General features: G+C 59.5%; 25 protein-coding genes. 17 read left to right on the forward strand and 8 right to left on the reverse strand.

What is annotated here, in order from left to right; all coding sequences use genetic code 11:
* From BSG20_RS14240 to BSG20_RS14265, 6 genes are all read left to right on the forward strand, one after another.
* Positions 1 to 843 (forward strand): carbohydrate ABC transporter permease, encoded by an 843-nt coding sequence (locus BSG20_RS14240; protein WP_072376219.1) that lies wholly within the window; start codon positions 1 to 3, stop codon positions 841 to 843.
* A complete protein-coding gene (locus BSG20_RS14245; RefSeq protein ID WP_072376217.1) occupies positions 843 to 1,898 on the forward strand; it encodes an ABC transporter ATP-binding protein in 1,056 nt (351 codons plus the stop codon). Before BSG20_RS14240 ends, BSG20_RS14245 begins: the two co-directional genes overlap by 1 nt.
* Positions 1,898 to 2,674: a glycerophosphodiester phosphodiesterase gene (locus tag BSG20_RS14250; protein WP_072376215.1), complete on the forward strand. Its 777-nt coding sequence runs from the start codon at positions 1,898 to 1,900 to the stop codon at positions 2,672 to 2,674. Before BSG20_RS14245 ends, BSG20_RS14250 begins: the two co-directional genes overlap by 1 nt.
* Positions 2,658 to 3,662 carry a LacI family DNA-binding transcriptional regulator gene (locus BSG20_RS14255; RefSeq protein WP_072376214.1) on the forward strand — a complete coding sequence of 335 codons (1,005 nt, stop codon included), beginning with the start codon at positions 2,658 to 2,660 and terminating at the stop codon, positions 3,660 to 3,662. Before BSG20_RS14250 ends, BSG20_RS14255 begins: the two co-directional genes overlap by 17 nt.
* Entirely contained in the window at positions 3,662 to 4,483 is an 822-nt protein-coding gene (locus tag BSG20_RS14260; RefSeq protein WP_072376212.1) for an inositol monophosphatase family protein, read from the forward strand. Before BSG20_RS14255 ends, BSG20_RS14260 begins: the two co-directional genes overlap by 1 nt.
* Before the next feature lie 347 nt (positions 4,484 to 4,830).
* The gene (locus BSG20_RS14265; protein ID WP_072376210.1) at positions 4,831 to 5,715 is read left to right on the forward strand and encodes an MBL fold metallo-hydrolase; all 885 of its coding nucleotides are present in this window, start codon (positions 4,831 to 4,833) and stop codon (positions 5,713 to 5,715) included.
* A gap of 148 nt (positions 5,716 to 5,863) precedes the next feature.
* Here BSG20_RS14265 and BSG20_RS14270 read toward each other — a convergent pair whose 3' ends face one another.
* Both BSG20_RS14270 and BSG20_RS14275 read right to left on the reverse strand, forming a co-directional pair.
* Positions 5,864 to 7,255: an amidohydrolase gene (locus tag BSG20_RS14270; protein WP_072376207.1), complete on the reverse strand. Its 1,392-nt coding sequence runs from the start codon at positions 7,253 to 7,255 to the stop codon at positions 5,864 to 5,866.
* Positions 7,256 to 7,264: 9 nt separating this feature from the next.
* Positions 7,265 to 8,488: an MFS transporter gene (locus BSG20_RS14275; RefSeq protein WP_072376205.1), complete on the reverse strand. Its 1,224-nt coding sequence runs from the start codon at positions 8,486 to 8,488 to the stop codon at positions 7,265 to 7,267.
* A 116-nt stretch (positions 8,489 to 8,604) separates the two neighbouring features.
* On the opposite strand from BSG20_RS14275, the gene BSG20_RS14280 reads away from it, so the two are divergent.
* The 11 genes from BSG20_RS14280 to sugE all read left to right on the forward strand — a co-directional run bounded on the left by BSG20_RS14280 (position 8,605) and on the right by sugE (position 19,979).
* Positions 8,605 to 10,542, forward strand: a complete 1,938-nt coding sequence (locus BSG20_RS14280) for a helix-turn-helix domain-containing protein (RefSeq protein ID WP_143147484.1) — start codon at positions 8,605 to 8,607, stop codon at positions 10,540 to 10,542.
* Between the two features lie 28 nt (positions 10,543 to 10,570).
* Entirely contained in the window at positions 10,571 to 10,789 is a 219-nt protein-coding gene (locus BSG20_RS14285; RefSeq protein WP_093041182.1) for a hypothetical protein, read from the forward strand.
* A gap of 248 nt (positions 10,790 to 11,037) precedes the next feature.
* Entirely contained in the window at positions 11,038 to 11,916 is an 879-nt protein-coding gene (locus BSG20_RS14290; protein ID WP_072376401.1) for a DMT family transporter, read from the forward strand.
* 97 nt (positions 11,917 to 12,013) lie between these two features.
* Positions 12,014 to 12,721 (forward strand): hypothetical protein, encoded by a 708-nt coding sequence (locus tag BSG20_RS14295; protein ID WP_072376201.1) that lies wholly within the window; start codon positions 12,014 to 12,016, stop codon positions 12,719 to 12,721.
* Between the two features lie 84 nt (positions 12,722 to 12,805).
* Positions 12,806 to 14,815: an acetyl-CoA carboxylase biotin carboxylase subunit gene (locus BSG20_RS14300; protein ID WP_072376199.1), complete on the forward strand. Its 2,010-nt coding sequence runs from the start codon at positions 12,806 to 12,808 to the stop codon at positions 14,813 to 14,815.
* A 101-nt stretch (positions 14,816 to 14,916) separates the two neighbouring features.
* A complete protein-coding gene (locus BSG20_RS14305) occupies positions 14,917 to 16,185 on the forward strand; it encodes a zinc metalloprotease (RefSeq protein WP_072376197.1) in 1,269 nt (422 codons plus the stop codon).
* 134 nt (positions 16,186 to 16,319) lie between these two features.
* Positions 16,320 to 17,447 carry an S-(hydroxymethyl)glutathione dehydrogenase/class III alcohol dehydrogenase gene (locus BSG20_RS14310; RefSeq protein WP_072376195.1) on the forward strand — a complete coding sequence of 376 codons (1,128 nt, stop codon included), beginning with the start codon at positions 16,320 to 16,322 and terminating at the stop codon, positions 17,445 to 17,447.
* Positions 17,448 to 17,551: 104 nt separating this feature from the next.
* Positions 17,552 to 18,130, forward strand: a complete 579-nt coding sequence (gene gfa / locus BSG20_RS14315; RefSeq protein ID WP_072376193.1) for an S-(hydroxymethyl)glutathione synthase — start codon at positions 17,552 to 17,554, stop codon at positions 18,128 to 18,130.
* A gap of 104 nt (positions 18,131 to 18,234) precedes the next feature.
* Positions 18,235 to 18,702 (forward strand): YaiI/YqxD family protein, encoded by a 468-nt coding sequence (locus BSG20_RS14320; protein ID WP_072376191.1) that lies wholly within the window; start codon positions 18,235 to 18,237, stop codon positions 18,700 to 18,702.
* A complete protein-coding gene (gene fghA / locus BSG20_RS14325) occupies positions 18,699 to 19,532 on the forward strand; it encodes an S-formylglutathione hydrolase (RefSeq protein WP_072376189.1) in 834 nt (277 codons plus the stop codon). The genes BSG20_RS14320 and fghA overlap by 4 nt, the downstream gene beginning before the upstream one ends.
* A 132-nt stretch (positions 19,533 to 19,664) precedes the next feature.
* Positions 19,665 to 19,979 (forward strand): quaternary ammonium compound efflux SMR transporter SugE, encoded by a 315-nt coding sequence (gene sugE / locus BSG20_RS14330; RefSeq protein WP_072376187.1) that lies wholly within the window; start codon positions 19,665 to 19,667, stop codon positions 19,977 to 19,979.
* Between the two features lie 44 nt (positions 19,980 to 20,023).
* On the opposite strand, the gene BSG20_RS14335 is transcribed toward sugE, so the two are convergent.
* From BSG20_RS14335 to BSG20_RS14360, 6 genes are all read right to left on the reverse strand, one after another.
* Positions 20,024 to 20,410 carry a DoxX family protein gene (locus BSG20_RS14335; RefSeq protein ID WP_072376185.1) on the reverse strand — a complete coding sequence of 129 codons (387 nt, stop codon included), beginning with the start codon at positions 20,408 to 20,410 and terminating at the stop codon, positions 20,024 to 20,026.
* Between the two features lie 125 nt (positions 20,411 to 20,535).
* Entirely contained in the window at positions 20,536 to 22,068 is a 1,533-nt protein-coding gene (locus BSG20_RS14340; RefSeq protein ID WP_072376183.1) for an acyl-CoA carboxylase subunit beta, read from the reverse strand.
* Positions 22,069 to 22,100: 32 nt separating this feature from the next.
* On the reverse strand, positions 22,101 to 22,556 hold the full coding sequence (locus BSG20_RS14345; RefSeq protein ID WP_072376181.1) for a hypothetical protein: 456 nt from the start codon (positions 22,554 to 22,556) through the stop codon (positions 22,101 to 22,103).
* Between the two features lie 69 nt (positions 22,557 to 22,625).
* On the reverse strand, positions 22,626 to 23,411 hold the full coding sequence (locus tag BSG20_RS14350) for an ATP12 family chaperone protein (protein WP_072376179.1): 786 nt from the start codon (positions 23,409 to 23,411) through the stop codon (positions 22,626 to 22,628).
* Positions 23,412 to 23,419: 8 nt separating this feature from the next.
* Positions 23,420 to 24,073, reverse strand: a complete 654-nt coding sequence (locus tag BSG20_RS14355) for an HAD-IA family hydrolase (protein ID WP_072376177.1) — start codon at positions 24,071 to 24,073, stop codon at positions 23,420 to 23,422.
* Entirely contained in the window at positions 24,070 to 25,065 is a 996-nt protein-coding gene (locus tag BSG20_RS14360; RefSeq protein WP_072376175.1) for an RluA family pseudouridine synthase, read from the reverse strand. The genes BSG20_RS14355 and BSG20_RS14360 overlap by 4 nt, the downstream gene beginning before the upstream one ends.
* Between the last annotated feature and the right edge of the window lie 17 nt (positions 25,066 to 25,082).

Raw genomic sequence — 25,082 nt, forward strand, 5'->3', positions numbered from 1 at the left:
ATGGCGGAAAAATCGCAACCCTCTGCAAACTACCGCACCTGGCCGGTTATCCTGGCGCTGGCGATCGTCAGTCTGCCACTGGTGCTCATGTATGCCTATCTCTTCATCGACACGATCACCGACAAGCAGCCTGCGTCGCTGATTCCGGATTCGATCACATTTGACCACTGGTCGTTCCTCTGGCAGACGCCGCCCGCCAGGCCCAACATCTGGCTGGTGACGCTGAACACGCTGATCTTTACGGCAAGCACCACCACCGTCGTGCTGCTTGTCTCGTCGATGGCGGGCTACGTGCTCTCGCGGCTGAACGTCCCCGCCCGCGGTTTCTTCCTCGCCGGTGTCATGGTATTGCACGCCTTCCCGTCGGTGACGCTCATCATTGCGATCTTTATCGTGCTGCAGATGGTCGGGCTCTACAATTCTCTCATCGGCGTCATCCTGGTGAAGGCAGCCATCGATCTGCCGCTCGGCATTTGGCTGATGAAGGGCTTCTACGACGCTGTCCCCTGGGAGATCGAAATGGCCGGCGTCGTCGACGGTGCTTCGCGATTCCGGGTATGGCGTAGTCTAGTGCTTCCACAGGTGCGTCCGGCGATCATGGCGCTAGCGCTCTTTTCGTTCCTGTCGAGCTGGGGCGAGTTCATCCTGCCGCAAGTGCTTGCCCCAGGCAGCCAGGTCCAGGTGCTGTCGGTCTATCTTTCAGGGCTAATCGCCGACGACAACAATTTCAACTTCGGCACTTTCAAGGCAGTCGGCGTGTTTTACGTGATCCCGGTCCTGCTGCTCTACGGATTCTTCCACAAATATCTCATGAACATCTATGGCGGCGGGAGCAAAGGCTGATGCGTATCCTCCTCGACAACTTCTCGAAAAGCTTCGGCTCCACAAAGGTGATCGAGAACATGAATCTCGAAGTGGCGCATGGCGAGATGCTGGCGCTGCTCGGCCCTTCAGGTTGCGGCAAATCGACGACGCTTTTCGCGGTGTGCGGCATCCATCGCCCGACCGGGGGCCGCATTCTTTTCGGCGACCGCGACGTGACCGATCTTCCGAGCCAGGCGCGCAATGTCGGCGTGGTTTTCCAGTCCTACGCACTCTACCCGCACATGACGGTGGCCGAAAACATCGGCTTTCCGTTGAAGGTCAAGGGAACGGCCTCCGCAGACATCCGTAAGGAAGTGGACAGCATCGCTGGCCTCGTACAAATCGGCAATCTGATGGGCCGCCGCCCTTCCGAGCTTTCCGGCGGCCAGCAGCAGCGCGTGGCGCTCGCCCGCGCGCTCATCCGCAAGCCCGACGTCCTGCTTCTCGATGAGCCGCTCGCTAACCTCGACGCTAAGCTCCGGCTGGAGATGCGCTCGGAAATCCGCCGCATCCAACGAGAGACAGGGATCACGGCGATCCTGGTTACACACGACCAAGTGGAAGCGATGAGCATGTGCGACCGTATCGCTATCATGAAAGAAGGCGAGATCGTCCAGATAGCAACACCGGCTGCGATGTACAACGATCCGCGCACTGCCTTCGTCGCCGGTTTCCTCGGCAACCCCCCAATCACATTCCTACACGGGGTGGCGTCGAACGGCGCCTTCTCTGTTCCCGGCAGCCAGGTCGAAGTTCCGTTGCCGGCCTCGGTAAACGCCGGCGAAGGTACAAAGCTGATGCTCGGTGTGCGGCCGGAACACTATAGTCCGGCGGGCGACGTTCATGTGACCGGAACCATAAACTTCGCCGAAACCCAGGGCCGCGAAAATCTCTATGACGTGCGGCTGGCAGGTGGCCCGCTGTTGCGGTCTGTCCAGCCGGTGCGCCAGGACATCGCGGTCGGCGACGAGGTGACGTGGGCTATCGATAGTCGCAACGTGCTGGTCTTCGATGAAAGCGGAAGGAGGCTCTGATGCGGCGCGATTTCTCGATCTTCTTCGAGCGCTACCACTGGCCGACAGACAAGGGCCAGATCCCCTTCTGCATCGGACACCGCGGCGCGAGCGGGCATGTCCGCGAGAACACGCTTGCCGCCTTCCGCCTGGCGGCCGAGCTTGGAGCCGAGATGTGGGAACTCGATACCCAGATCACGAAAGATGGCGTTGTCGTCGTCTCTCATGACGACCACCTCGAGCGCGTCTTCGGTGTGAACCGCCGCATCTCGGAAATAACCGCGGCGGAACTTGCGGCATTGGACGTGGAGGTGCCGACCTTCGAAGCTGTCGCAGCTCTCGCGCGTGAAACCGGAACAGGTCTCTATATCGAGCTGAAGGCGCCGGGAAGTGGTCTACGCTGCTGGCATCACCTTAGGGAACACGACCAGCGTTTCGCCTGCATCGGTTCGTTCGACACAGCACAAGTCCGCGAGCTTCGCGAGGCGGGCTGCGATTATCCGCTCTCGGTTCTTGTCCGCGTCGGCGACGATCCGCATGCCAAGGGTGACGAGGCGCGTGCGGATATCTTGCATCTCTGCTGGGAACGCGCCAGCGATCAGCCGCAGGATCTCGTCACCCCGGCGCTGACCGACCGTGCGTTTGCCGAAGGCCGCGAAATCGTCCTTTGGCACGAGGAAAGGCGGTTGGTCCTGGATGATATAATGAAGCTGCCCGTTCTCGGTATCTGCACAGATTTGCCGGACTTGATGCGAACGGTGGGGAGTTCGGAAAGATCCAGTGTCAAACAAGGATAAGCCACAGCGCAGAGCGACCTCCTTCGACGTGGCGCGCGTGGCAGGTGTTTCACGCGCGGCGGTTTCGCGCGCTTTCACTCCTGATGCAAGTGTTTCGCCGAAGACGCGCGAAAAGATCTACCAGGCCGCCAAGGAGCTTGGCTACCGTGTCAATTATGTGGCGCGCAGCTTGACGAACCAACGTTCCGATCTCGTAGGCCTCGTCGTTGCCGGCCTAGACAATCCATTTCGAAGTCTCCAGATCGAACATTTGGCGCGGGCGCTCCTTTTACGCAACTTTCGGCCGATCCTGTTGCCGACGTCAAAGGAAGCGGACACTTCAGCCGTGATCGGCCAGCTTCTACACTACCCAGTATCGGGGGTTATTGTGACGTCGGACGCCCCTCCGACGGAAATCTGCGAACAGTGCGCCGCAGAGGGCGTGCCAATCGTCTTGATCAATAAGGGCGACGATATTCCCTTCGTCGACCGTATCATTTCCGATGACCGCACCGCAGGCCATCTGGCCGCTGACCACCTGATCGACATCGGTTGTAAGAGATTGGCAGTCATGGCGGCTTCGAGCGTGTCCTACACGGCCCGCCGGCGCAGCGATGCGTTTCTTTCACGCAGCCGTCAACGCGGTGTCGAAGCGCAGCTCATTACAGTTCGAGTGAATGACTATCGATGCGGCTTCGAGTCGGCTCCCGAGCTCGGCGCCCTATCGGCGGACGGGGTTTTCTGCGTGAATGACTACATGGCCTGTGGTGTGATCGACAGGCTAGCGCCAAATCGCGGCAGCCCTGATGTGCCTCCTATGCGCATTGTCGGCCATGATGATATTCCGCAGGCGCAATGGGATGCCTATGGACTCACGACGATCCTGCAGCCCTGCGGCCTGCAGGCAGAGCAGACTGTCGAAATGCTGGTCAGCCGGATGGCGAATTCCGATATGACGGCGCGTGTCGAGTTCACTCCCGTCGAGTTGATTAAAAGAAAGACTTCCTGATGAGCTCTAAATTCGATCCAGTTACGCTTGAAGCCCGCGGTGCCGCAGCGATCCAAATCGCTCGTCGCGTCGGTCGTGAGGCTGCCCGTTTTCGCGCAGAAATGGGGCCGCGATTGAATGTGGAGAACAAAGGTCTCCAGGATTTTGTAACGATTGCGGATCGCAATGCCGAGCAGACGATCTACAAGGAACTGCTTTCGCTGTTTCCGCACGATACGTTCGTCGGAGAAGAAACTGGCGGGAAAGCTGGCGCGGCTGGAGCCTGGATAGTCGACCCTATCGACGGCACCACCAACTATATCCGCGGATTCAGTCATTGGGGCGTCTCGATCGCCTTCTGTTTAGAAGGCCGGGTGGAGCTAGGTGTCGTGTATGACGCCGCCAAGGACTCGGTCGTATCGGCAATCCGTGGCAGGGGCGCATTTCGTGAAGGCGTCTCATTGCAGGCCGCTGCGACCGTCGATCCAACCAATGCGATCTGTGTCCTCGGGCACTCTCGCAAGACAAGCTTCGACGAGCATCTCGTCCTTCTAAACCGTCTGCACGAACGAGGCATGGACTATCGCCGCATGGGCGCCGCCGCAATCGACCTCGTGCGCGTCGCCGAGGGAGCGTCAGACCTCTTTTACGAACGGCATCTGAACGCTTGGGACATGCTGGCAGGCGCTCTGATCGCCTCAGAGGCGGGAGCGATTGTGGCCATGCCGAAGTTGACACAGCTTTTGTCGGAAGGCGGACCTGTCGTGGCCTACGCTCCGGGGCTTGCCCCGGAGTTCGACTTCATTCTTGAGATCGGGGGCCTGAAATTAGTTCAGGGCTGACTGGTTCGTTCCGTGAATGCGCGCTCGGTTGCTATGGCTTCGTCTGTCGTCACCCGAGCAGGCCTGAGCGCATCGGAACTGAAAGTTCCGCCATCCCACGTCAGTGAACGTCGTCCGGTTCGGCCATGGTGAAGGTCCAGGTGTCTACGAGACGACATTCTGGCGTTCAAGGACCAGACCGTCTATCGGTCAGATCTCTGCCGCATCATCCTTCATTCACCGTGGGAACATTGAAACCCCGTTCGCGCACGACATTGTCTTCACGAGAAATCGAGGTGACTGCGGTCGGAATCTGCGCGTAAGAATACGGCTGCCTAAAACCCTCACGTGATGAAAAGGAATTGGTCATGCTCACTCCCAGAGCTCACTCCGCCGTCTGCTTCGTCGTCGCCATCACGCTGGCCGCTTCTGTGTCCGCGCAGATGCCTCCGCAGCAGCCAGATGCAAAAGCGTTCAAGCTCGGCTCATTCGACATTGTGGCCTTGCATGACGCTCAGTTTGTCAGACCGAACGACAGCAAGATATTCGGCGTTGGCCACAGCCCTGAAGAAGTCGGAGAAGTGTTGAAGGCGGCTGGTGCGCCCACGGATACTGTGACGCTCAGCGTCGACGCGCTGTTGGTCAAGGGGCCGAAGCGGCTGATCCTCATCGACACCGGCGTCGGCGGTGCGCTTCAACAGTCTCTCGCTCAGGCTGGCTACAAGCCGGAGGACGTCACGGACGTGCTGATCACGCATTCGCATCCCGATCACATGGGCGGCCTCGTCAAGGACGGCAAGCTTGCCTTTCCCAAGGCCACCATCCGCATGTCGTCGGCCGAGTGGGCGTTCGCCAAGAAGAACGACCAGCTCGCAGATATCGTCAAGACAATCGACGGCCACGTGAAGACCTTCAAGCCGGGCGCCAATGTCGCCTCCGGCATTACTTCGGTCGGATTGAAAGGGCATACGCCCGGCCATGTCGGCTATCAGATCGTATCCGGCAAGGAAAAGCTGTTCGATATCGGCGACACCGTCCACAGCTCGATCATTTCGCTTTCCAAACCGGGATGGCCGGTCAGCTTTGACAACGACGTGGCCGGCGGCGAAAGAAACCGAATCGATACTTTGAAGAAGCTCGCGCAAACGAACGAGCTCATCTTCGCCCCACACTTTCCGTTCCCAGGCGTCGGCCATATCCAGTCCGACGGCGACCACTTCAAATGGGAGCCGACCCTGACCTCGGGGCAATGACAAGCACCGGGCGCGGCGCGCTTGCCGTTGCTGCGTTCAACGTCCTATCTGCTCTCCGTCGCAGGCAGGGTGTGGACGCGGCAATAGGCTTCGATCGGAACCGGAAGATCCCCGATCAGGTCGTGTTCGGTACGGACATTGAACGAGATCATCGCAGACGTTGCGGTGTTGCGTCGGCTGGAATTAGCGGGACATAGCTCTCCGCGCCCAGTTGGTCGCGATGCTCGATCTTGGCGGCCGAGATCAGTACCTGATCGGTGAGCGCCCGCAGCGCGGACGCCGCCAGCACCTTACCAGCCTGCAGCATTCCCTTGTGGGCGTAGCCGGAGGTCCCCTGAGCCACGATCTGCCACGTATGCGGCGGAGTGCCATATGCCTCCGTCGCGACATAGACCTGCCCGGTCGGAACCAGCCAGCTCACGTCGCCCACGTCCGTCGATCCGTGCAGGAACGTCGGCTTCTCCTGAAAGGCATTCAAATCCTCGGACAGGATCTTTCCGCGCTTGGCGATCCGAGCCTGCACCTCTCCGGAGAAGGTCTGCTGAATACCTGCCGCGAAATCCTTCTCGCTGTTCGAGAAGCTGACGACGCCGATCTTCTCGAATTCCTCGTGCATCATCCTGGCGAGGGTGACGTTCGGGATGAGGTCGGCCGAGGCCGCATCAAAGGTGATCGTCAGTTCGGTTCCCGTCATCAATGCGGCACCGCGTGCGACGTCCTTCATCCTTTCGGTGATGTCGCGAACCTGGTCCATTCGAGGCGCGCGAACCTTGTAGAGCACCTGAGCGTTTGACTGGACCACATTAGGCGCGCGCCCGCCCGTGTCCGTGATTGCATAATGGATGCGGCCATCCTGAATGATGTGCTCGCGCAAATAGTTGCAACCGACGTTGGTCAACTCGACCGCATCCAGCGCGGAACGACCCAAGTGTGGCTCGAACCCTGCGTGGGCGCTTGTCCCCTTGAAGGTGAAGTAAACCTGGTTGGTGGCCAGCATCCTCGCGTTGTAGGCGAGGTTCTCGTCCCATGGATGCCAAGTGAAAGCCACGTCGACGTCCGAGAACAAACCCGCTCGCGCCATGAACGCCTTGCCTCCACCGCCTTCTTCGGCCGGGCAGCCGTAGTAGCGAATGGTGCCTCCAAGATTCAGTTCGTCCTTGCAGGCTTTGAGCGCCAGCACCGCGGCTAGCGCTCCTGTGCCCAGCAGGTTGTGACCACAGCCGTGCCCATTTCCACCTTCGACGATGGGATCGTGACTTGCGACGCCGCCCTTCTGGCTGAGCCCCGTCAGGGCGTCGAATTCGCCGAGGATTGCAACGACAGGATGGCCCTCCCCGTAGCTGGCGACAAATGCAGTTTCAATGTTGCCAGCGTTTCGGTTAACGACGAAGGCGGCCTTCTCCAGTTCGTCGGCCAGAAGCGTCGCGGATTTCGTCTCCTCGTAGCGGATCTCCGCGAACGACCAGATCGCGTCCGATACGGATGTCAGATTGGCGGCGTGCGCAGCGATTGCCCGCTCGATAATGTCGATATAGGTCATGGTCTTCCTTTAGGCGGTCTGTTCGACTGGTTTCTTGCCGTGGATGGCTGGAAACGTGGTGGCAATAGCGCAGACGATCACTGCGCAGCCGACAAGGACCGAAAACGCGATGCCGTAGTTCTGGCCGGTCGCCGACAACACCGCACCGATGAGCATTGGCGAGATGAACGAACCGAGCTGAGCCAGCGAGTTGATGAGGCCCGTGGCCGTGCCAACGGAGTTCTGCGGGAAATGTTTCATGATGCTCACGAACACGCTGATCGAAATTGCATTCAGGAAGACGTTCGAGATTGAAAGGTAAGCGAAAGCCAGCGGAATGGATTGCGCGTTTGCCATCAGATAGATGAACACTGCGGACACGACGGAACCGATGCAAATGAGATATTTCTCCTTCTGGTGGAAGAAGCGGTCCAGGAGCCAGCCACAGGTGAGGAACGAGACGAACCCGAGCGCCGGCGGGATCATGGAATAGGCGCCCATTTCCACCATGCTCATGCCCTTCACCTTCACCCAGTAGGACGGCAGCCAGGACTGGAGGCCCCAGAACACGATGTTGGTGAAGAAGTAGACTGCGGTGATCTTCCAGGTCAGGGAATTCTTCAACAGCGCGCCTACGCGCTTCTTTTCCGAGATCTTCTGACCTGCGCCCATCGCGACCCTGGGCGCGGATATCGGCTTCATGATGATGTAGAGCGCGGCGGAGAGGACAAGTCCGACGACGCCAAGTACGAAGAACATCATGCGCCAGCTATGAGCCGCGATCAGAGCGGTGATGACGATCGAGCCGACGGCGAAGCCAACCGAGGCTCCCGATTGCAGCACCGACTTCGCGCGAGCCATCTGCGATTTCTCGAAGTGCTCGGTGATGGCAACCGATCCGCCTGCGGGGAATACCGCTTCGCCGGCGCCAGTCGCGGCGCGTGCAGCCGCCAACCCGATAGCGTTGGCGACGGCGCCGGACGCCATCGTACCCAACGACCAGATTGCGACGGCCGAACTAAGGACTCGGCGAGAACCGAACCGGTCCACCAGATAGCCGCCGATCAACTGGGTCATCGAGTAGGTCAGGAAGAACGCGCTGATGATCATGCCCTGGTGGTCGGAGCTCAGGCCGAACTCTTCACTGATCGGAATAATTGCGATGTTGATCGCGGTCTTGTCTATGAAGCCGACGACCCAGCACGCGAACAACATTCCTATGATGATATGGCGTCGTTTTATGCTTGAGAGCATGACGTAGTTCCCCTTTTTGATATTTACGCTTTTGTGACACCATCTCCAAAATATCCTATGTTGAAGCACACATAGTTTTCAGAAATAAAGTGTGTTCTTTTCCATGGAGGGTCGCATTGAGGATTGATCTGCTTTCACACCCGGCATTATCTGAACTCGCACAGCCATGCGGGTTGTGCGTGCAGGATGTCGAGGCCGAGGCCGACGCGGACGATGCGCCCGCCTCGATCAGGCACTCAATGGAACGCGTCGGCGAGGTACTTCACCTGGTAGTCGATCATTCCTATTTCACGGCAAGGCGATCGAAGTTCGAAATCTGCGACGATGAAGGAGATCGGGCCGCCGTGCGTATTCTACAGGCCGTTCAAAGCGCCGTGATCGAGCTTCAGACCGAGACCTTCAAGAAGCTCGCATCGGTCAATTCTGCAGTGATCAATTCGCTGGATGAGAACGAGATCGTCCACAACGTACTTCGCGAAGTGATGAATGTGCTACCGCATTGCGATGCCGGCGTCTTTCGGTTGTTCGACGAGGAAAGCGGCTATCTTGTTCCTGTCTCGCATGAAGGCCTGTCCGAGGACTACACACACTATCGCCTACAGCCGAACGAATCCGTTTCTGGCGAAGTGTTCACGACCGGTCGGCCCGCCCTTCACAATGGCAGGCAGAACATCATCGATGCCCATCGCGTAATGCGTCCCGAAAGCCAGTCCTTCATGGAACGGTCCCAGATCGCGAACGCGCTACTCTGTGTGCCGGTGGTGGTCGAAGGGAAATGCCTGGGCACGTTGACGACACTATCTTTCTCACAAGACGGAGCCTTTTCGGCCTTCGACCGGACCGTTCTTGAATCCCTTGCAGGGCAGATCGCAGTCGCCTATCAACGCTCGCTGGCCTATAGGAACGCCGTCGAAACGTCGCGTCGACTCGAACAGATGCGCAGCGATCTCGCACGAAAGAACGCAGAATTAGATCGCGCCGTCGAGTTGCATGAGGCGCTGCTGCGCATCTTTTCCACCGGCGACGGACTGATGGAGCAACTCCGCGCCGTGTCCGAACTGTTCCATCTAAAGTTCCGGTTCGAGAACGTACTGGGGGTCGACTATCGATCCCCTGAGTGGACCGACGGGGATGAAACGCTGTGCCAGTCGGTGGAAGTCGCGGAGGCGCCGGTCGGCCACTTCCACTTTCGACAGTCAGGCGATTCAGGCTTTCAACGCGCGCTTTTCGGCACGCTGGGTGCATTCGTCGCGCTGGATTTCGTGCGGGACATGTCGCGGATGGACGTTTTGAACGCGCGCAAGAAAGCGCACTTCGAGGCCCTGTCGACTGGGCTGGAGTCCGAGAGTCGCGGGACTCATTTCGGGTTCAGGCTTGACCGCCTCCACCAGATCTTCGTCGCTCCAGCCCCTCGAATAACGGATCCGACCAACACCGTCTTATCCTTGTACAAGCTGGAATCCGATCTGCAGCAGGCGATGACCACACCGAATGCGCTGATCTTCCACGAGAACGAACAGGTGATCATGCTTGTCTCCGCGTCCACCACCGCAGCGCTCGAACGCAATCTCAACGTGATCTCGAACGTGGCGACCGGGCTGTCGATTTCCATTGGAGCGAGTGAGATCTATGACGCAAACGAGCATCATCTCAATTCGCAAGACCTCGCCTCGCAGGCCGCCGAAGCGCTTTCACGCCGTGGCCGTGCAGGACTTCTCCGATACCGCGAAATGGGACTGGAGCTACTTCTGAAAGGACAGGCACGGCAGGACGTCCTTGCCTTCGCCCACAACATCCTAGGAGTCCTCGCTCAGGACCCGAGGCATGGCGTCCTTCGCGAAACCCTTTTGCGTTACGTTCAGGAGGGAAAGTCGGTAACGCGTAGCGCTCAGGCTTTGGGCATTCACCCGAACACCCTCTATCAACGCCTTCAGCGTATCGAAGCGGTCACGGGCCGCAACATCGCCGATGTGAGAGACTTCACGCTACTCAGTCTCGCATGCCAAATCCACGCCGAATATTTAGGGGAAACGACGTCTCCCGAGAGCGCATAGTGCCCAGGTGCGGCAAAAGGCGACGTGTTTGAAACGCCCTCAGGCTCAGGCGACGTGGTCGCCCGTCTTCAATCCCCCGAAGAAAGGGAGGCTGTCGATCCTCGAGACCGGCAGGGTCCGACCGATCGGCAACGGGCGTTACAAGTCGATGCCGCTGATATGTGTCGAACACTTTCCCGGTCGCAGTCCCCGGGTCAAGGCCGAGATCGCGCAGGGACCGACGTCCTCGAAAGGATCGCCGGTATAAAGCCCGTCCGCAATGGTGCAGCCTCACGATTGGGTTGTCGCATGCTCGATCAGGCGCTTGTTTTTGTCGCTTCGGGAAGGCTCCATTCGACATCCCAAAGGGACTATGCACCCGTCTTCGGTTCCTTCGGCTGATTCCGCCCCTTCACCAAACAGGTGACTTTCGGTATAGCCGCCTGAACCGAATGTAGAGTCTCAGCGATGCGCAATCCTCCAGAACACCAATATCCTCTTCAGGGAATGGCCCTGATGGTGGGCGCGATGCTCGTGCTGCCGGCGATGGACGCAATCGCCAAATACATGGCGACCTTCGAGGCAATGTCACCCGGCCAGGTGACATTCTACCGGTTCTTTTTCCAACTCGTCTTCACGCTGCCGTTCCTGTTCTTGATCTTCGGCCGTAAGGCACTTCATGCAAAGCGGCCCTGGATGAACCTTCTGCGCGGGGTCCTCCACGGAGCAGCCAGTCTCCTCTTTTTCGTTGCCGTGAAATACATGCCTCTCGCGGACGTCTTCGCGATCTATTTCGTCGAGCCGCTCATGCTCACCGCGCTGTCGGCGATGTTCCTCGGCGACAAGGTCGGCTGGCGTCGGTGGATGGCGATCGCCGTCGGTTTCGGTGGCGCAATGATCGTCATCCAGCCGAGCTACGAGATTTTTGGACTGAAAGCGCTCTTGCCCGTTTTCTGCGCCTTCCTCTACTCGCTTTATCTCTTTTTGAATCGGGCGATCGGCGATGCCGATTCACCGCTGACGATGCAGACGATGGCGGGCATCGGCGGCACTGTCTTCATGGCCGCCGCATTGACCGTGGGCAATGGGCTCGGCGTCGGCGATTTCCACCCCTCCTTGCCTTCCTCTGCATTGGCCTTTGCTTTGCTGCTGATCCTTGGGACGATTTCGGGCTATGCTCATATGGTCATCGTACGAGCTTTCCGGCTGGCACCGTTGTCGCTGCTCGCACCCTTCCAGTATTTCGAAATCATTTCCGCAACGGTGCTCGGCTACGCGCTCTTCGGCGATTTTCCGAACTTTTCGAAGTGGATTGGTATCCTGATCATCGTCGCCTCCGGTCTCTTCATCATCTGGCGGGAGCGTGTGCAGGCGCGATCATTAAAAACGTCGTGACTGATTGAGCGCGCCGTTAACACTGCTTCTTGAGGGATCATCAATTCGCTCGCGGTAGAAGGGCCTTCGGCCTCATGATGAGGTTTGGAGACAAAAGATGAGCGAATTCCGTCTTGCTTTTCCGGCATGTGTGATTGCCGGGAAGCATCGGCTGACGGCCGAAGACATAAGTCTGCTGCGCAAGCACACCTTCCCGGAAGGCATCCGGACCGCGCACGACGTGGTCGCCATGCTGGCGCTGAACAATTCCTGCCCCGAAAAATGCCCGGAGTGGAACGCCTTCTTTGTGGAGCAGCTCGCCGGTTTCATCGTTAACTACACCTACCCACAAGGGTCTCTCGACGAGATCAATGTGACCTGGCTCTTGCGCATGGTCGCAACCGACGGCGTGGTCAATTCGGCGATCGAGCTCGAATTGGTCCTGCACGCAATGGAGATCTCGGCCAACGTGCCGGATGAGCTGCGCGCCTTCGCGCTCGACCAGTTGCGCCTTGCCCTGGTGGAAAACATCGGCGGCTACAAGCTATCTCGTGCGATCGATCGAAAGGGCATCACCCGTCAGGACATCGACTACGTGATGCGGGTTCTGCGCAGCGTAAGCGATGCCGGCGTCATCAAGGCACCGCCCCTCACCTGGAGCGTCCTGATGCAGATCGCCGAGGAGACGCTGTCCGTCGGTAATCACCCGCGTTGGGCCGACATTCTCTCGGCGCTACAACTCGTTGACTATGCCGAGCCCCCCCGCCGCAGCCGCTGGCTCAGGATCGTGGACGATAGCTTCGGAAACGAAACCGCGGTCGCCTGACACCCGCCGATATTTTTTCGGCTGATTGTGCGTTCCGGTGTTTATGCGTAAAACTCCGGAACGCATGTTTTGGGTGGAGTCTCCATGTTCAAGAAAATTCTGATCGCGAATCGCGGCGAGATCGCTTGCCGCGTTATCAAGACCGCGCGCCGCATGGGAATTGCGACGGTCGCGGTCTATTCGGATGCGGATCGGGATGCACTCCACGTGGAAATGGCTGATGAGGCCGTTCATATCGGTCCTGCGACGGCCGCCGAAAGCTATCTCGTGGCGGATAAGATCATCGCTGCCTGCAAGCAGACGGGTGCGGAAGCCGTCCATCCCGGCTACGGCTTTCTGTCCGAACGGGCATCGTTTTGCGAGGCACTCGAGAAGGTAGGCATTGTCTTCATCGGTCCAAAGCCGAAGGCCATCATGGCGATGGGCGACAAGATCGAGTCGAAGAAGTTTGCGAACGCCGCCAAGGTCTCCACCGTCCCTGGCTACCTCGGCGTGATCGAGGATGCATCGCACGCGGAAAAGATCGCAGCCGAGATCGGTTATCCCGTCATGATCAAGGCGTCGGCCGGCGGCGGCGGCAAGGGCATGCGCATTGCCTGGAACGAGGCGGAAGTACGCGACGGTTTCGATCGGGCTCGTTCGGAGGCGAAGAGCTCGTTCGGCGACGACCGCGTCTTCATCGAGAAATATGTTGTCGAGCCCCGTCACATCGAGATCCAGGTACTCGCGGACGCACACGGCAATGTTGTCTATCTCGGTGAGCGCGAGTGCTCGATCCAGCGCCGCAACCAGAAAGTTGCCGAAGAGGCACCCTCACCCTTCCTCGATACTAAGACCCGCACGGCGATGGGTGAGCAATCCGTCGCACTCGCCCGCGCTGTGGAATACCAAAGCGCCGGCACCGTGGAGTTCATCGTCGATCGTGACCGGAATTTCTATTTTCTGGAAATGAACACGCGCTTGCAGGTCGAGCATCCAGTCACCGAGCTGGTCACCGGTATCGATCTGGTCGAGCAAATGATCCGCGTTGCTGCCGGTGAGAGGCTTCCGTTTGCGCAAAGCGACATAAAGCTGAACGGCTGGGCCGTCGAGAGCCGTTTGTATGCGGAGGATCCGTACCGCAATTTCCTGCCGTCTATCGGGCGCCTGACGCGATATCGGCCGCCTGCTGAAGGCAAATCCGCAAGCGCCATTGTGCGCAACGACACCGGCGTCTTCGAGGGTGCCGAGATTTCGATGTATTACGATCCGATGATCGCAAAGCTCTGCACCTGGGCGCCGACGCGCCTGGAGGCGATCGAAGCGATGGGCGAGGCACTCGACGGCTTCGTTGTCGATGGAATCGAACACAACGTCCCCTTCCTTGCTGCACTGATGAAGCATCCTCGCTGGCGCGAAGGACGTCTGTCGACCGGTTTCATCGCCGAGGAGTATCCGGACGGCTTTGCGCCGGTGGCGCCCGATGCAAACCAACAGGCCGCCCTCGCGGCAGTCGCCCTTTCAGCGTCCCTCATTGAAGCCAACCGCAGGGAGCGTTTCGCCGACAGGTTGCGCCCCCCGTCCGGCGCGAGCCGGGAGAAATGGACCGTCAGACTCGGTGACAGCTACGTGGATGCACGTTTGGTGGACGGGCTCGTGACGATCCCGTTCGACATGGACATCGAGATCGGCGGCAAGATTTCTAACGTCGTCACCGACTGGAGACCTGGCGACGCCGTGTGGCGCGGCAATGTCGCGGGCCAGAGCGTGGTTGCGCAAATCCGCCCTGTTCTCAACGGTCTTCGGCTGGACTGGCAAGGACTATCCCTGGAAGCCAAGGTGCTGACGCCGCGTCATGCCGAGCTCGAGAGACTGATGCCGGTCAAGCTTCCACCGGATACGTCGAAGCTGCTGCTCTGCCCGATGCCCGGTCTCGTGGTTTCCATCGCCGTAATCGAGGGGCAGGAAGTCAAAGCCGGTGAAACGCTTGCCGTGGTCGAGGCCATGAAAATGGAGAATGTTCTCCGCGCCGAACGCGATCTCGTGGTCAGCAAAATAAACGCCAAGCCGGGTGAGAGCCTAGCTGTCGATGCCGTGATACTCGAGTTTGCCTGACGAACGCCGATGACCGCTAGCAGTCGCGCCGGTTAGGTTTTGTTAACCGCTGATTGCCTATCGTTGCGCCTCCCCGGTCGGATGCTGGATGGAGGTAGCAAATGACGGCGCTGCAATCGGCGGTCCTCTTGCTCATCATAAATCTTGGCCTTCTCTGGCTTTTGATGCGCGCTCCGCTGGGGCGTAGTACCATCTGCCTTAGCCGGATCTATCGATGCTCCCCCGATATACTCTGGAAGGCGATGAATCCCGCCGGTCCCGATGCATCCTGGCACCACTCGGTCATCAGCAGTCGCGCGCTCGCCAATCGCCGGGGCATTGTGGAGCAAACCTACCGGCATCTCGACAAGACCGGCGCGCCGTCACGCAGACTTCTCGCACTTGAACCGCTGCCATACGTCGCGAAGAACGCCCACGGGTTCCAGTCTCGCATCATTGATGACAGCACGCTGGACCCCGCGTTCTGGAATGACTACCGGGAGCGGCGCATCATTCGACCGACATCGGATGGTGCCTTGCTGGAGGTGGAGCAGACCGACCGCTATCGCGGACTGGCTTTCCTCATGTTTCGCTATTTTTTCCTGCGCCGTGAAATGCAGGCGCTGGACGGATGGTTGAAGACGGGCGAATCCCTGCCGCAGGGTTACTTCGAGCGACCGCTGGTCCAGGGCGGTCTTGCGGTTCTGTCGACTCTGCTGCTCTGGCCGTTCTTCGGGCTCAATGCGAGTGGCCTGATGGTCTCGACTTTCCTGACGCTCGTCATAGCGCTGCACGAGCTGGGCCATATGGCCGCTTACCGCATGTTCGGCCATGCATCGGTCAGAATGATCTTTGTGCCGCTGCTTGGCGGCATTGCCGTCGGCGGCAGGCCGTACCGTTCGTTGTTCGAAGTGGCAACCTGTGCGCTGATGGGCGCGGGAATGTCGGCCTTTCTGGTCCCGATCATTGCGGTCGCCACGCAGCTTTCGGACGTGGGCCTGCTCTCTTCGGCATCACGGGCGCCTCTGCTCGTGTTCATGTTGATCCTCGGTGCTTTCAATCTGCTGAATTTACTGCCGATGCATCGCTTCGATGGAGGCCAGGTCCTCCGGCAGATTTTTCGCACGCCAAGGTCGCAGATAGCCGCCAGCTTCGTGGTAACGCTCTGCATTCTCGGGATCGGATTCGAGATCGGTTTGCCCGCGAAAATGCTGACGATGGGCTTGCTCGTCTTCACGCTTGTCAGTCTCGTCAGCGGCGGCTCGGTCAAACCGCGCCAGACGCTCGACGAGATGACGGATGGCGAGCGCATGCTCGTTGCCTTCGGTCTCTATGCGGCTATTGCGATACATGGCTATGCCATTATTTTCGCGACCGAAAAGCTCTTCTGACGCAAGCCGCGCAGTGGCTGGCGCAATCAGCGTATTCGAGGCTGAAACTCACGCATCCGGACAGTTTTTCCTTGAGCCGGCAGCGCCGTGCGTGCAAAGGTCCGCGCAATCAAATCAAGCAGGAGACACCTGACATGGACGTTCGCGCCGCCGTTGCCGTAGAGGCTGGCAAACCGCTCGAAGTGATGACCGTGCAGCTGGAGGGGCCGCGGGCCGGCGAAGTGCTGGTCGAGGTCAAGGCGACCGGCATCTGCCACACCGACGACTTCACCCTGTCGGGCGCCGATCCGGAAGGTCTGTTTCCGGCGATCCTCGGCCATGAGGGCGCCGGCATCGTCGTCGACGTCGGTCCCGGCGTCACTTCGGTGAAGAAGGGCGACCATGTCATTCCGCTCTATACGCCGGAATGCCGCGAATGCCCGTCCTGCCTGTCGCGCAAGACCAATCTGTGCACGGCGATCCGCGCCACCCAGGGCCAGGGCCTGATGCCGGATGGCACCTCGCGCTTCTCGATCGGCAAGGACAAGATCCATCACTACATGGGCTGCTCGACCTTCGCCAACTACACGGTGCTGCCGGAGATTGCCGTTGCCAAGGTCAATCCCGACGCCCCCTTCGACAAGATCTGCTACATCGGCTGCGGAGTGACGACCGGCATCGGCGCGGTGATCAACACTGCCAAGGTCGAGATCGGCGCGACCGCCATCGTCTTCGGCCTCGGCGGCATCGGCCTCAACGTCATCCAGGGACTTCGCCTTGCCGGTGCCGATATGATCATTGGCGTCGATCTCAACAACGACAAGAAGGCATGGGGCGAGCGTTTCGGCATGACGCATTTCGTCAATCCGAAGGAGGTCGGCGACGACATCGTGCCCTACCTCGTCAACATGACAAAGCGCGGTGCCGACCAGATCGGCGGCGCCGACTACACCTTCGACTGCACCGGCAACACCAAGGTCATGCGCCAGGCGCTGGAAGCCAGCCACCGCGGCTGGGGCAAGTCGGTCGTCATCGGCGTTGCCGGCGCTGGCCAGGAGATCTCCACCCGGCCGTTCCAGCTGGTCACCGGCCGCAGCTGGATGGGCACGGCCTTCGGCGGCGCCCGCGGCCGCACTGACGTGCCCAAGATCGTCGATTGGTACATGCAGGGCAAGATCGAGATCGATCCGATGATCACCCACACGATGCCGCTCGAAGACATCAACAAGGGCTTCGAGCTCATGCATTCCGGCGAAAGCATCCGAAGCGTGGTACTTTATTGAGGAGAAGACGACGGAATGCGGCGCGACTTTGAAATGGCCTGCGGCTTTTTCGCAAATTGATCCTGATTTGGGAGCCGTGGGCAGCTAAGGAGGAGGAGCTGAACATGCCAAGTCAAGTATCGATACACCCCGCCCTCGACGGCGGCGTGAAGAAAGGCCAGGCAAATTTCAATGGCGGCACGCTGGTCTGCGCTTGCACCGACCGTGCCGTGAAGGTGGCGATCAAGGGCACCATCGCCCATAATCACGCCTGCGGTTGCACCAAATGCTGGAAGCCGAAGGGAGCGGCTTTTTCCGTCGTCGCGGTGACCCCGCATGAAAACGTCACGGTGCTGGAAAATGGCGACAAGCTGCACGTCGTCGATCCGGATGCGCTTATTCAGCGCCACGCCTGCAAGGCGTGCGGCGTCCACATGTACGGACCGGTGGAGCGCGAACATGCGTTCAAAGGGCTCGACTTCGTCCATCCGGAACGCTTCCAGGAAGGCGGCTGGCCGGAGCCGACATTTGCGGCCTTCGTCTCCTCGATCATCGAGTCGGGCACGCCGCCTTCGGCGATGGCAGGCGTACGCGGCCGCCTGAACGAACTCGGCCTCACGCCCTATGACTGCCTGAACCCGACGCTGATGGATGTCATCGCAACCTGGGTGGCGAAGAAGGCAGGCACGCTGAAGGAAGCCTGATGTCTTGAACGAATGGCAGCCGTCGGATTATGAGACCCGAACGAACCGCCGCTACGCGCCCGTCAGGTGCCGCGTAGCGTTTCAGCCAAAGCAGATTGAAATTCATGATTTATGTCGATGCAGACGCCTGCCCCGTGAAACCGGAAATCCTCAAGGTCGCCGAGCGCCACGGCATCGAAGTGACCTTCGTCGCCAATTCCGGTCTGCGCCCCTCGCGCGACCCGATGGTGCGCAATGTCATCGTCTCGGCCTCCTTTGATGCCGCCGACAATTGGATTGCCGAGCATGCCGGCGCTGGTGACGTGGTCGTCACCGCCGATGTCCCGCTCGCGGTGCGCTGCGTGGCGACCGGTGCGCTTGTCAGCGGTCCGACGGGACGGGTTTTCGACGACACGAATATCGGCATGGCCAGTGCCATGCGCGATCTCGGCGCTCACTTGAGAGAGACCGGCGAAAGCAAGGGTTACAATGCCGCCTTCAACCCGAAGGATCGCTCCCGGTTCCTCGAAACTTTCGATCGCCTGTGCCGCCGGGCCAAGGCGCTTACTCCAAAAACGGACGGTAAAGAATGAACATCGTTTCACAGACGACCGCCTTTGGCGGCATGCAGGGTGTTTTTATGCACGAATCAGACGCCTGCAAGTGCGATATGACCTTTGCAGTCTTTGTTCCGCCGCAGGCGATCAAGGAGCCCTGCCCGGTTGTCTGGTACCTCTCTGGCTTAACCTGCACGCATGCCAACGTTATGGAAAAGGGCGAGTATCGGCGCATGGCCGCCGAACTCGGTCTGATTATCGTCTGCCCGGATACAAGCCCGCGCGGCAACGATGTCCCAGATGAGCTCACCAATTGGCAAATGGGCAAGGGCGCCGGCTTCTACCTCGACGCGACCGAAGAGCCCTGGTCCGAAAACTACCAAATGTACACCTACATCACCGAAGAGCTTCCAGCGCATGTCAGCCAACACTTCCGCATGGACATGAGCCGCCAAGGCATCTTCGGCCACTCGATGGGCGGCCATGGCGCCATCACCATTGCGCTCAAGAATCCGGACCGTTTCAAGAGCTGCTCGGCTTTCGCACCGATCGCGGAGCCATCGACCGCCGATTGGTCGGCTCCGGCATTCGAAAAATACCTTGGCCCAGACCCTGCGGCCTGGCGTAAATACGATGCTTGCGCCTTGGTAGCAGACGGCGCACGTTTTCCCGAGTTCCTGATCGACCAGGGGAAGGCCGATGGTTTCCTGGAGAATGGCTTGCGCCCTTGGCTCTTCGAAGAAGCCGTCAAGGACACCGATATCAAGGTCACCTTGCGCATGCATGAGCGCTATGACCATTCCTATTACTTCATCTCGACGTTCATGGACGACCATCTGAAGTGGCATGCCAAACGCCTTGCCTGAAGGGCGCGCAAGAAACGGGTGGTCGCGCCGCCATGTGGTTTCCTACCTGAATTGAACCGTTTTCCCAAGTCAGCGGCGCCCTCTGGGGAGCTCGCTGCATGGGGGACGTCTTCGCTCGGGATGGAGATAACGATGGCTTGGTTTCTGCTTCTTCTCGCTGGCCTCTTCGAGTGCGGCTGGGCAATCGGCCTAAAATACACCGATGGATTCACGCGCCCGCTACCCACGACGTTGACTGTCATTTCGATGGTTGTCAGCGTCGTGCTGCTGGGCATTGCCGTGAAGACGCTGCCAATCGGGACGGCTTATGCTGTTTGGACCGGTATCGGTAGTGTTGGCACCGTGTTGCTCGGCATTTGGCTGCTCGGCGATGCTGCCACCACCTCGCGTCTGCTCTGCATTTCACTGATTGTCGCCGGGATTGCCGGCTTGAAGGCTACGGCATGAGCCGTGGCCGTGGCCGGTAAAGCCGGCCACGGCGTTTATCGCTGTTAGGCGGTGGCCTTGCGCTGGTCGACCGAGAGAGCACCAGGTCCGGCGAAGACGATGAACAGGAAGATGAAGCAGAACAGAATCGCTGCGTCGCCACCGTTCAGTGCCGGCCAGAAGGCTTTCGACCCGTGCGCCATGAAGTAGGCCACCGCCATCTGTCCCGACAGAATGAAGGCGACCGGCCGCGTGAACAGGCCGATCAGGACGAGGAGGCCGCCGACGACTTCAATCAGAGCGGCGACCAGCAGCAATGGCGGCAGCGGCCCCTCCACTTGTGCGGCCGGGAACGCGAAAAGCTTCATTGTTCCGTGTTCGATAAACAGCAGCGCTGCAATGACGCGCAGGGCGGCAAGCGCGTAGGCCTGGTATGCGCTCAGTCGTTCCATGGAGACTCTCCTTTTGAGTAAAGACAGCGGAGCGTTAGCTGCTTCGCAAAAAGGAATGAAGACACGGATCGCCGACGGGCGATCACTTCCTGTTGATTTTCCTATGTTTCCCCACTTTAGTCTCCTCAAAGCGGAATATTGTCGTGCTTCTTCCAGGGATTGCTCAGGTCTTTATTGCGAAGCATCTTGAGGCCGCGTGCCAGCCGCCTGCGCGTAGAATGCGGCATGATCACTTCGTCCACATAGCCGCGCTCGGCAGCCACGAAAGGTGAAAGGAATCGCTTCTCATACATTTTCGTGTGCGCGGCGATCTTTTCGGGATCGGCGATGTCCTTCCGGAAAATGATCTCGACGGCCCCCTTCGCGCCCATCACCGCGATTTGAGCCGTCGGCCAGGCATAGTTCAAGTCACCCCTCAGATGCTTGGATGCCATGACATCATAGGCACCGCCGAACGCCTTGCGCGTGATCACGGTCAGCTTCGGCACCGTTGCCTCCGCGTATGCGAACAACAGCTTCGCACCGTGCTTGATCAGCCCGCCATATTCCTGCGCAGTTCCCGGCAGGAAGCCTGGCACATCCACGAACGTCACGATCGGAATGTTGAAGCAGTCGCAAAAGCGGACGAACCGTGCCGCCTTTCGCGACGCATCGCTGTCGAGCACGCCGGCAAGTACCATTGGCTGGTTTGCCACGAAGCCGACTGTCGATCCCTCGATCCGCCCGAACCCGCACACGATGTTTTTGGCGAAGCTCGCCTGGATCTCGAAGAAATCGCCCTCATCCACCGTCTTCAGTATCAATTCTTTGATATCGTAGGGCTTGTTTGCGTTCGCAGGCACCAGCGTATCCAGCGATGCATCTGTGTCCGTCACTGACTGGTAACATTCGATTTCCGGCACCGGCGCGGTGTTCGATTGAGGCAGAAGATCAATCAGCCGGCGGACCTGCAACAACGCCTCGACATCATTGTCGTAGGCGCCGTCGGCAATCGAGGATTTGGTCGTGTGCACCGATGCGCCGCCGAGCTCTTCCGCGGTGACGGTCTCGTTGGTCACTGTCTTCACCACATCCGGGCCGGTCACGAACATGTAGGACGTGTCGCGGACCATGAAGATGAAATCGGTCATCGCCGGCGAATAGACGTCGCCGCCCGCGCATGGCCCCATGATGACTGAGATCTGCGGAATGACGCCGGACGCCAGCACATTGCGCTGGAACACCTCGGCGTAGCCGCCAAGCGCAGCAACGCCCTCCTGGATGCGAGCGCCGCCGGCATCATAGATGCCGATGATCGGGGCCCTGTTTTTGAGCGCCATATCCTGCACCTTCATGATCTTCTCGGCATGCGCCTCGGAGAGCGAGCCGCCGAATACCGTGAAATCCTTGGCAAAAACGAAGACGGTTCGTCCGTTCACCGTTCCCCAGCCGGTGACTACGCCATCGCCGGCAATTCGGGTCTTGTCCATCCCGAACTCGTTGGACCGATTCTCGACGAACATGTCGAACTCCTCAAAGGAGTCCTCGTCGAGGAAAAGATCAATTCGCTCGCGCGCCGTCAGCTTGCCGCGCTGATGCTGGGCATCGATACGCGCCCTGCCTCCGCCAAGCCTTGCAATGCCGCGGCGCCGTTCGAGTTCTTCGAGAATTTCCTTCATGGATACCCCTTGCCGCGGATCTCGCGGCCGGTTCAAGCGCGTCCGGCGCGCAGCGAGAAAGCGGAACGAATGCGGGCGGCGATATCCTCGGCAAGGATCTCGTCGGCTGCCGTGGGACTGTTGGAGAAGCTGGTCACCTCGAACGAAGTGACAGCGATGACCGATCCATCCTCGACGGAGGCGGCGTCGATGCTGACCTTCGCGACATTCCGGCTCTTGTCGAAGCCCTGGCCCTTTTCGACGTAAAGGATCCGGATCGTCAGCACGACACGCGGATAGACTTCGGTTCGCACCGTAGCGTTGATGGCGGCATTTACGCGATCACCGACGCCGGCAAGGATTGCCGGCGGTATCTTCTGTGGGCTGACAACGACGGCGCTTCGGACGTCATAGATAGGTCCGGCTTGTTCCTTCGCGAAGATTGAGCAGGACGCCAGGGTGATGCAGATAAGCGCAACCCGAAAAAAGCACGACTTGAGCCAGTTCATTCAGAAAATCCGCGTCCGCCCCGATAGAGTCGGAGATTTTCGCGATAACCAGTCTCAAAGCAATATGTTTCAGCCTTTCATGGCCAAAAAAACGTCAGCGGCTGCATTGAAGTCCTCGAAGCGCTTCTCGCGCCGTTCCTCGGATTCTTCGTCGCTTCCCCAATGCTCGATCGTCCAGTCTTCGTCGAGATGCGCGAGCGACCAAACCTTCTTTGCCGGCAGGGCGCCTTCGGCAAAGGCAAGCGCTAGCAGCGCGGAGCCGGTCAACGTCGTGATCGTATGCAGGGCAGCCAGGACAGTCGCATTGTCGTGCCGTCGCAATGCCGCGGAAAACGCAGAAATAGCTTCGCGCGGCTGGTCGCGATGCATGACGCCCTCGATCAGGATAAAGCGCGCGCCGAGAGAATTGCCAGCCCAATCGAGCACTGGATCCCAAAGCTCCTTCTGACGCTCAACGAGAGCTTGCGGCGCATCGGCGCGATAGCAGATGAGATCGCTCGAAGAGAAGCGTAGAATGTCTTCGAAGACTGCCTGCTTGTCGGGTGCAACCCCATCGATAGCGGTGTTGACGAGCCGCGTCACGGGCATGGTCGAAGGGTCGATGAGGTCGGCCTGCGCATCCCATTCTCTCACTAAAAGTTCCGCAAGCGGCTTCGTCGCGACGACCAGCAGCTTGCGGGCCGGCGTGCGGATAGCCTTGCCGTCCAGCTCGATGGAAAAGCCTTCGTCGAGTTCCCCGACTGTGACCGTCTGATAGAAGCGCTTCGGCAATGGCTTCTTCATCTGGATCTGGGCGCGACGGATCGGGTCGGGATGGCTCAATCCCTCTGCTATGTCGTTCAACAGATCACGCATGCTTCACCTCAGGAAAAGTGCTTCAAAACATCGCTCGGGTGGCAAACAATGCTGTCGGCACCCGCACCCACCAAGTCGTCCACACTGGCATAGCCCCACGAGACGCCTACCGCCTTGGCGCCTGCAGCTTTCGCCATCTGCATATCGTAGACGGCATCGCCGATCACGATCGCATCGGCGGGACTTATGCCGGTCTCGCTGCAGCACTCCATTACCATAGCTGGATGTGGCTTCGACGGGCAGTCGTCTGCGGTGCGCGAAACCATAAAATGTGGTGCAAAACCGTGTGTTTCGAGAATGTGGACGAGACCGCGACGCGACTTGCCGGTTACCGCACCGATCAGAATGTCATCATTCCGCGCCAACTCATCAATCAGCGGCTTGATGCCATTAAAGAGCGGCGCGTCCATTCCAGGTTCGTCACGAACGCCGAGATAGATCGCCTTGTAGTGCGCCGTCATCGCGATCGCTTCGTCGTCGACGTGAGGCTTGCCCTGCATCCGCGCAATCGCGATATCCAGCGTCAGTCCGATAATCGACTTCGTCAACAAGACATCAGGCCGATCATAGCCGAAATGCACGAATGTCCGCGCCATCACCTCATGAATCAGCGCGGCGCTGTCGACCAGCGTCCCGTCGCAATCGAAGAGTGCGAGCCTCATTCGTCGTCTTCCCTTTCCTGGGATGCGAGATCGAGGCCGAGCAGGTTCCAGGTCTGTACCATATGCGGCGGCAATGGAGCACTGACGCGCAGTCGGCCGCCGGAGGGGTGCGGAATGTCGATCTTGCGCGCATGCAGGTGCAGCCGCTTCTGGATACCGCCCGGGACATCCCAGTTCGGATCCTCGATGAAATACTTGGGGTCGCCAATGATCGGGTGGCCGATATGAAGCGCGTGAACGCGAAGCTGGTGCGTCCGTCCGGTATAGGGTTCCATCTCAAGCCAAGCGAGGTTCTGCGCGGCGGTTTCCAGGACGCGATAGTAGGAAATCGCGTGATCGGCTCCGTCTTCGCCGTGCTTGGCAACACGCATCCGGTCGCCATCCGCCGTCGCTTCCTTCACCAGCCAGGTCGAGATTTTGTCCTCGTGCTTGCGCGGAACGCCTCTAACCAACGACCAATAGGTCTTTTTGGTATCACGCTCGCGAAACGCTGCCGTCAATTTCTGTGCGGCGCCTCGGGTGCGGGCGATGACCAGGACGCCGGATGTATCGCGGTCGAGGCGATGCACCAGCCTCGGCTTTTCGCCCTTCGGGCTGGTCCATGCTTCGAGCATCTTGTCGATATTCCGCGTCACACCGGACCCGCCCTGCACGGCAAGGCCGGCCGGCTTGTTCAAGACGATCACCTTGTCGTCTTCATGCAGCACCATGCGCTGCAGAAGCTCGTAATCGCCGCCGTGTTTCAGATCATGTCCGGCGATCGGCGTGTTTTTCGACTTGGCGTCGACATCGAGCGGCGGCACGCGTACCACCTGCCCTGGCTGCACGCGCGTATCGCTTTTCACGCGCCCGCCATCGACGCGGACCTGACCCGATCGTAGAAGCTTCTGGAGTGGGCCGAATCCGAGCCCCGGGAAGTGCACCTTGAACCAGCGATCGAGCCGCATGCCCGCCTCGTCCGGCTCCACTTTTTTGTGTTCGATACCCGCCATACGTCATCTTTCGGAAA

The organism is Rhizobium tibeticum, assembly GCF_900110205.1.
Taxonomy (GTDB): domain Bacteria; phylum Pseudomonadota; class Alphaproteobacteria; order Rhizobiales; family Rhizobiaceae; genus Rhizobium; species Rhizobium tibeticum.

Bases quoted from the DNA above. Each gene is read 5' to 3' on its own strand.
- BSG20_RS14240 (WP_072376219.1), top strand. From the start codon at position 1: ATGGCGGAAAAATCGCAACCCTCTGCAAACTACCGCACCTGGCCGGTT.
- BSG20_RS14245 (WP_072376217.1), top strand. From the start codon at position 843: ATGCGTATCCTCCTCGACAACTTCTCGAAAAGCTTCGGCTCCACAAAG.
- BSG20_RS14250 (WP_072376215.1), top strand. From the start codon at position 1,898: ATGCGGCGCGATTTCTCGATCTTCTTCGAGCGCTACCACTGGCCGACA.
- BSG20_RS14260 (WP_072376212.1), top strand. From the start codon at position 3,662: ATGAGCTCTAAATTCGATCCAGTTACGCTTGAAGCCCGCGGTGCCGCA.
- BSG20_RS14265 (WP_072376210.1), top strand. From the start codon at position 4,831: ATGCTCACTCCCAGAGCTCACTCCGCCGTCTGCTTCGTCGTCGCCATC.
- BSG20_RS14270 (WP_072376207.1), bottom strand. From the start codon at position 7,255: ATGACCTATATCGACATTATCGAGCGGGCAATCGCTGCGCACGCCGCC.
- BSG20_RS14275 (WP_072376205.1), bottom strand. From the start codon at position 8,488: ATGCTCTCAAGCATAAAACGACGCCATATCATCATAGGAATGTTGTTC.
- BSG20_RS14290 (WP_072376401.1), top strand. From the start codon at position 11,038: ATGGTGGGCGCGATGCTCGTGCTGCCGGCGATGGACGCAATCGCCAAA.
- BSG20_RS14295 (WP_072376201.1), top strand. From the start codon at position 12,014: ATGAGCGAATTCCGTCTTGCTTTTCCGGCATGTGTGATTGCCGGGAAG.
- BSG20_RS14300 (WP_072376199.1), top strand. From the start codon at position 12,806: ATGTTCAAGAAAATTCTGATCGCGAATCGCGGCGAGATCGCTTGCCGC.
- BSG20_RS14305 (WP_072376197.1), top strand. From the start codon at position 14,917: ATGACGGCGCTGCAATCGGCGGTCCTCTTGCTCATCATAAATCTTGGC.
- BSG20_RS14310 (WP_072376195.1), top strand. From the start codon at position 16,320: ATGGACGTTCGCGCCGCCGTTGCCGTAGAGGCTGGCAAACCGCTCGAA.
- gfa (WP_072376193.1), top strand. From the start codon at position 17,552: ATGCCAAGTCAAGTATCGATACACCCCGCCCTCGACGGCGGCGTGAAG.
- BSG20_RS14320 (WP_072376191.1), top strand. From the start codon at position 18,235: ATGATTTATGTCGATGCAGACGCCTGCCCCGTGAAACCGGAAATCCTC.
- fghA (WP_072376189.1), top strand. From the start codon at position 18,699: ATGAACATCGTTTCACAGACGACCGCCTTTGGCGGCATGCAGGGTGTT.
- sugE (WP_072376187.1), top strand. From the start codon at position 19,665: ATGGCTTGGTTTCTGCTTCTTCTCGCTGGCCTCTTCGAGTGCGGCTGG.
- BSG20_RS14335 (WP_072376185.1), bottom strand. From the start codon at position 20,410: ATGGAACGACTGAGCGCATACCAGGCCTACGCGCTTGCCGCCCTGCGC.
- BSG20_RS14340 (WP_072376183.1), bottom strand. From the start codon at position 22,068: ATGAAGGAAATTCTCGAAGAACTCGAACGGCGCCGCGGCATTGCAAGG.
- BSG20_RS14345 (WP_072376181.1), bottom strand. From the start codon at position 22,556: ATGAACTGGCTCAAGTCGTGCTTTTTTCGGGTTGCGCTTATCTGCATC.
- BSG20_RS14350 (WP_072376179.1), bottom strand. From the start codon at position 23,411: ATGCGTGATCTGTTGAACGACATAGCAGAGGGATTGAGCCATCCCGAC.
- BSG20_RS14355 (WP_072376177.1), bottom strand. From the start codon at position 24,073: ATGAGGCTCGCACTCTTCGATTGCGACGGGACGCTGGTCGACAGCGCC.
- BSG20_RS14360 (WP_072376175.1), bottom strand. From the start codon at position 25,065: ATGGCGGGTATCGAACACAAAAAAGTGGAGCCGGACGAGGCGGGCATG.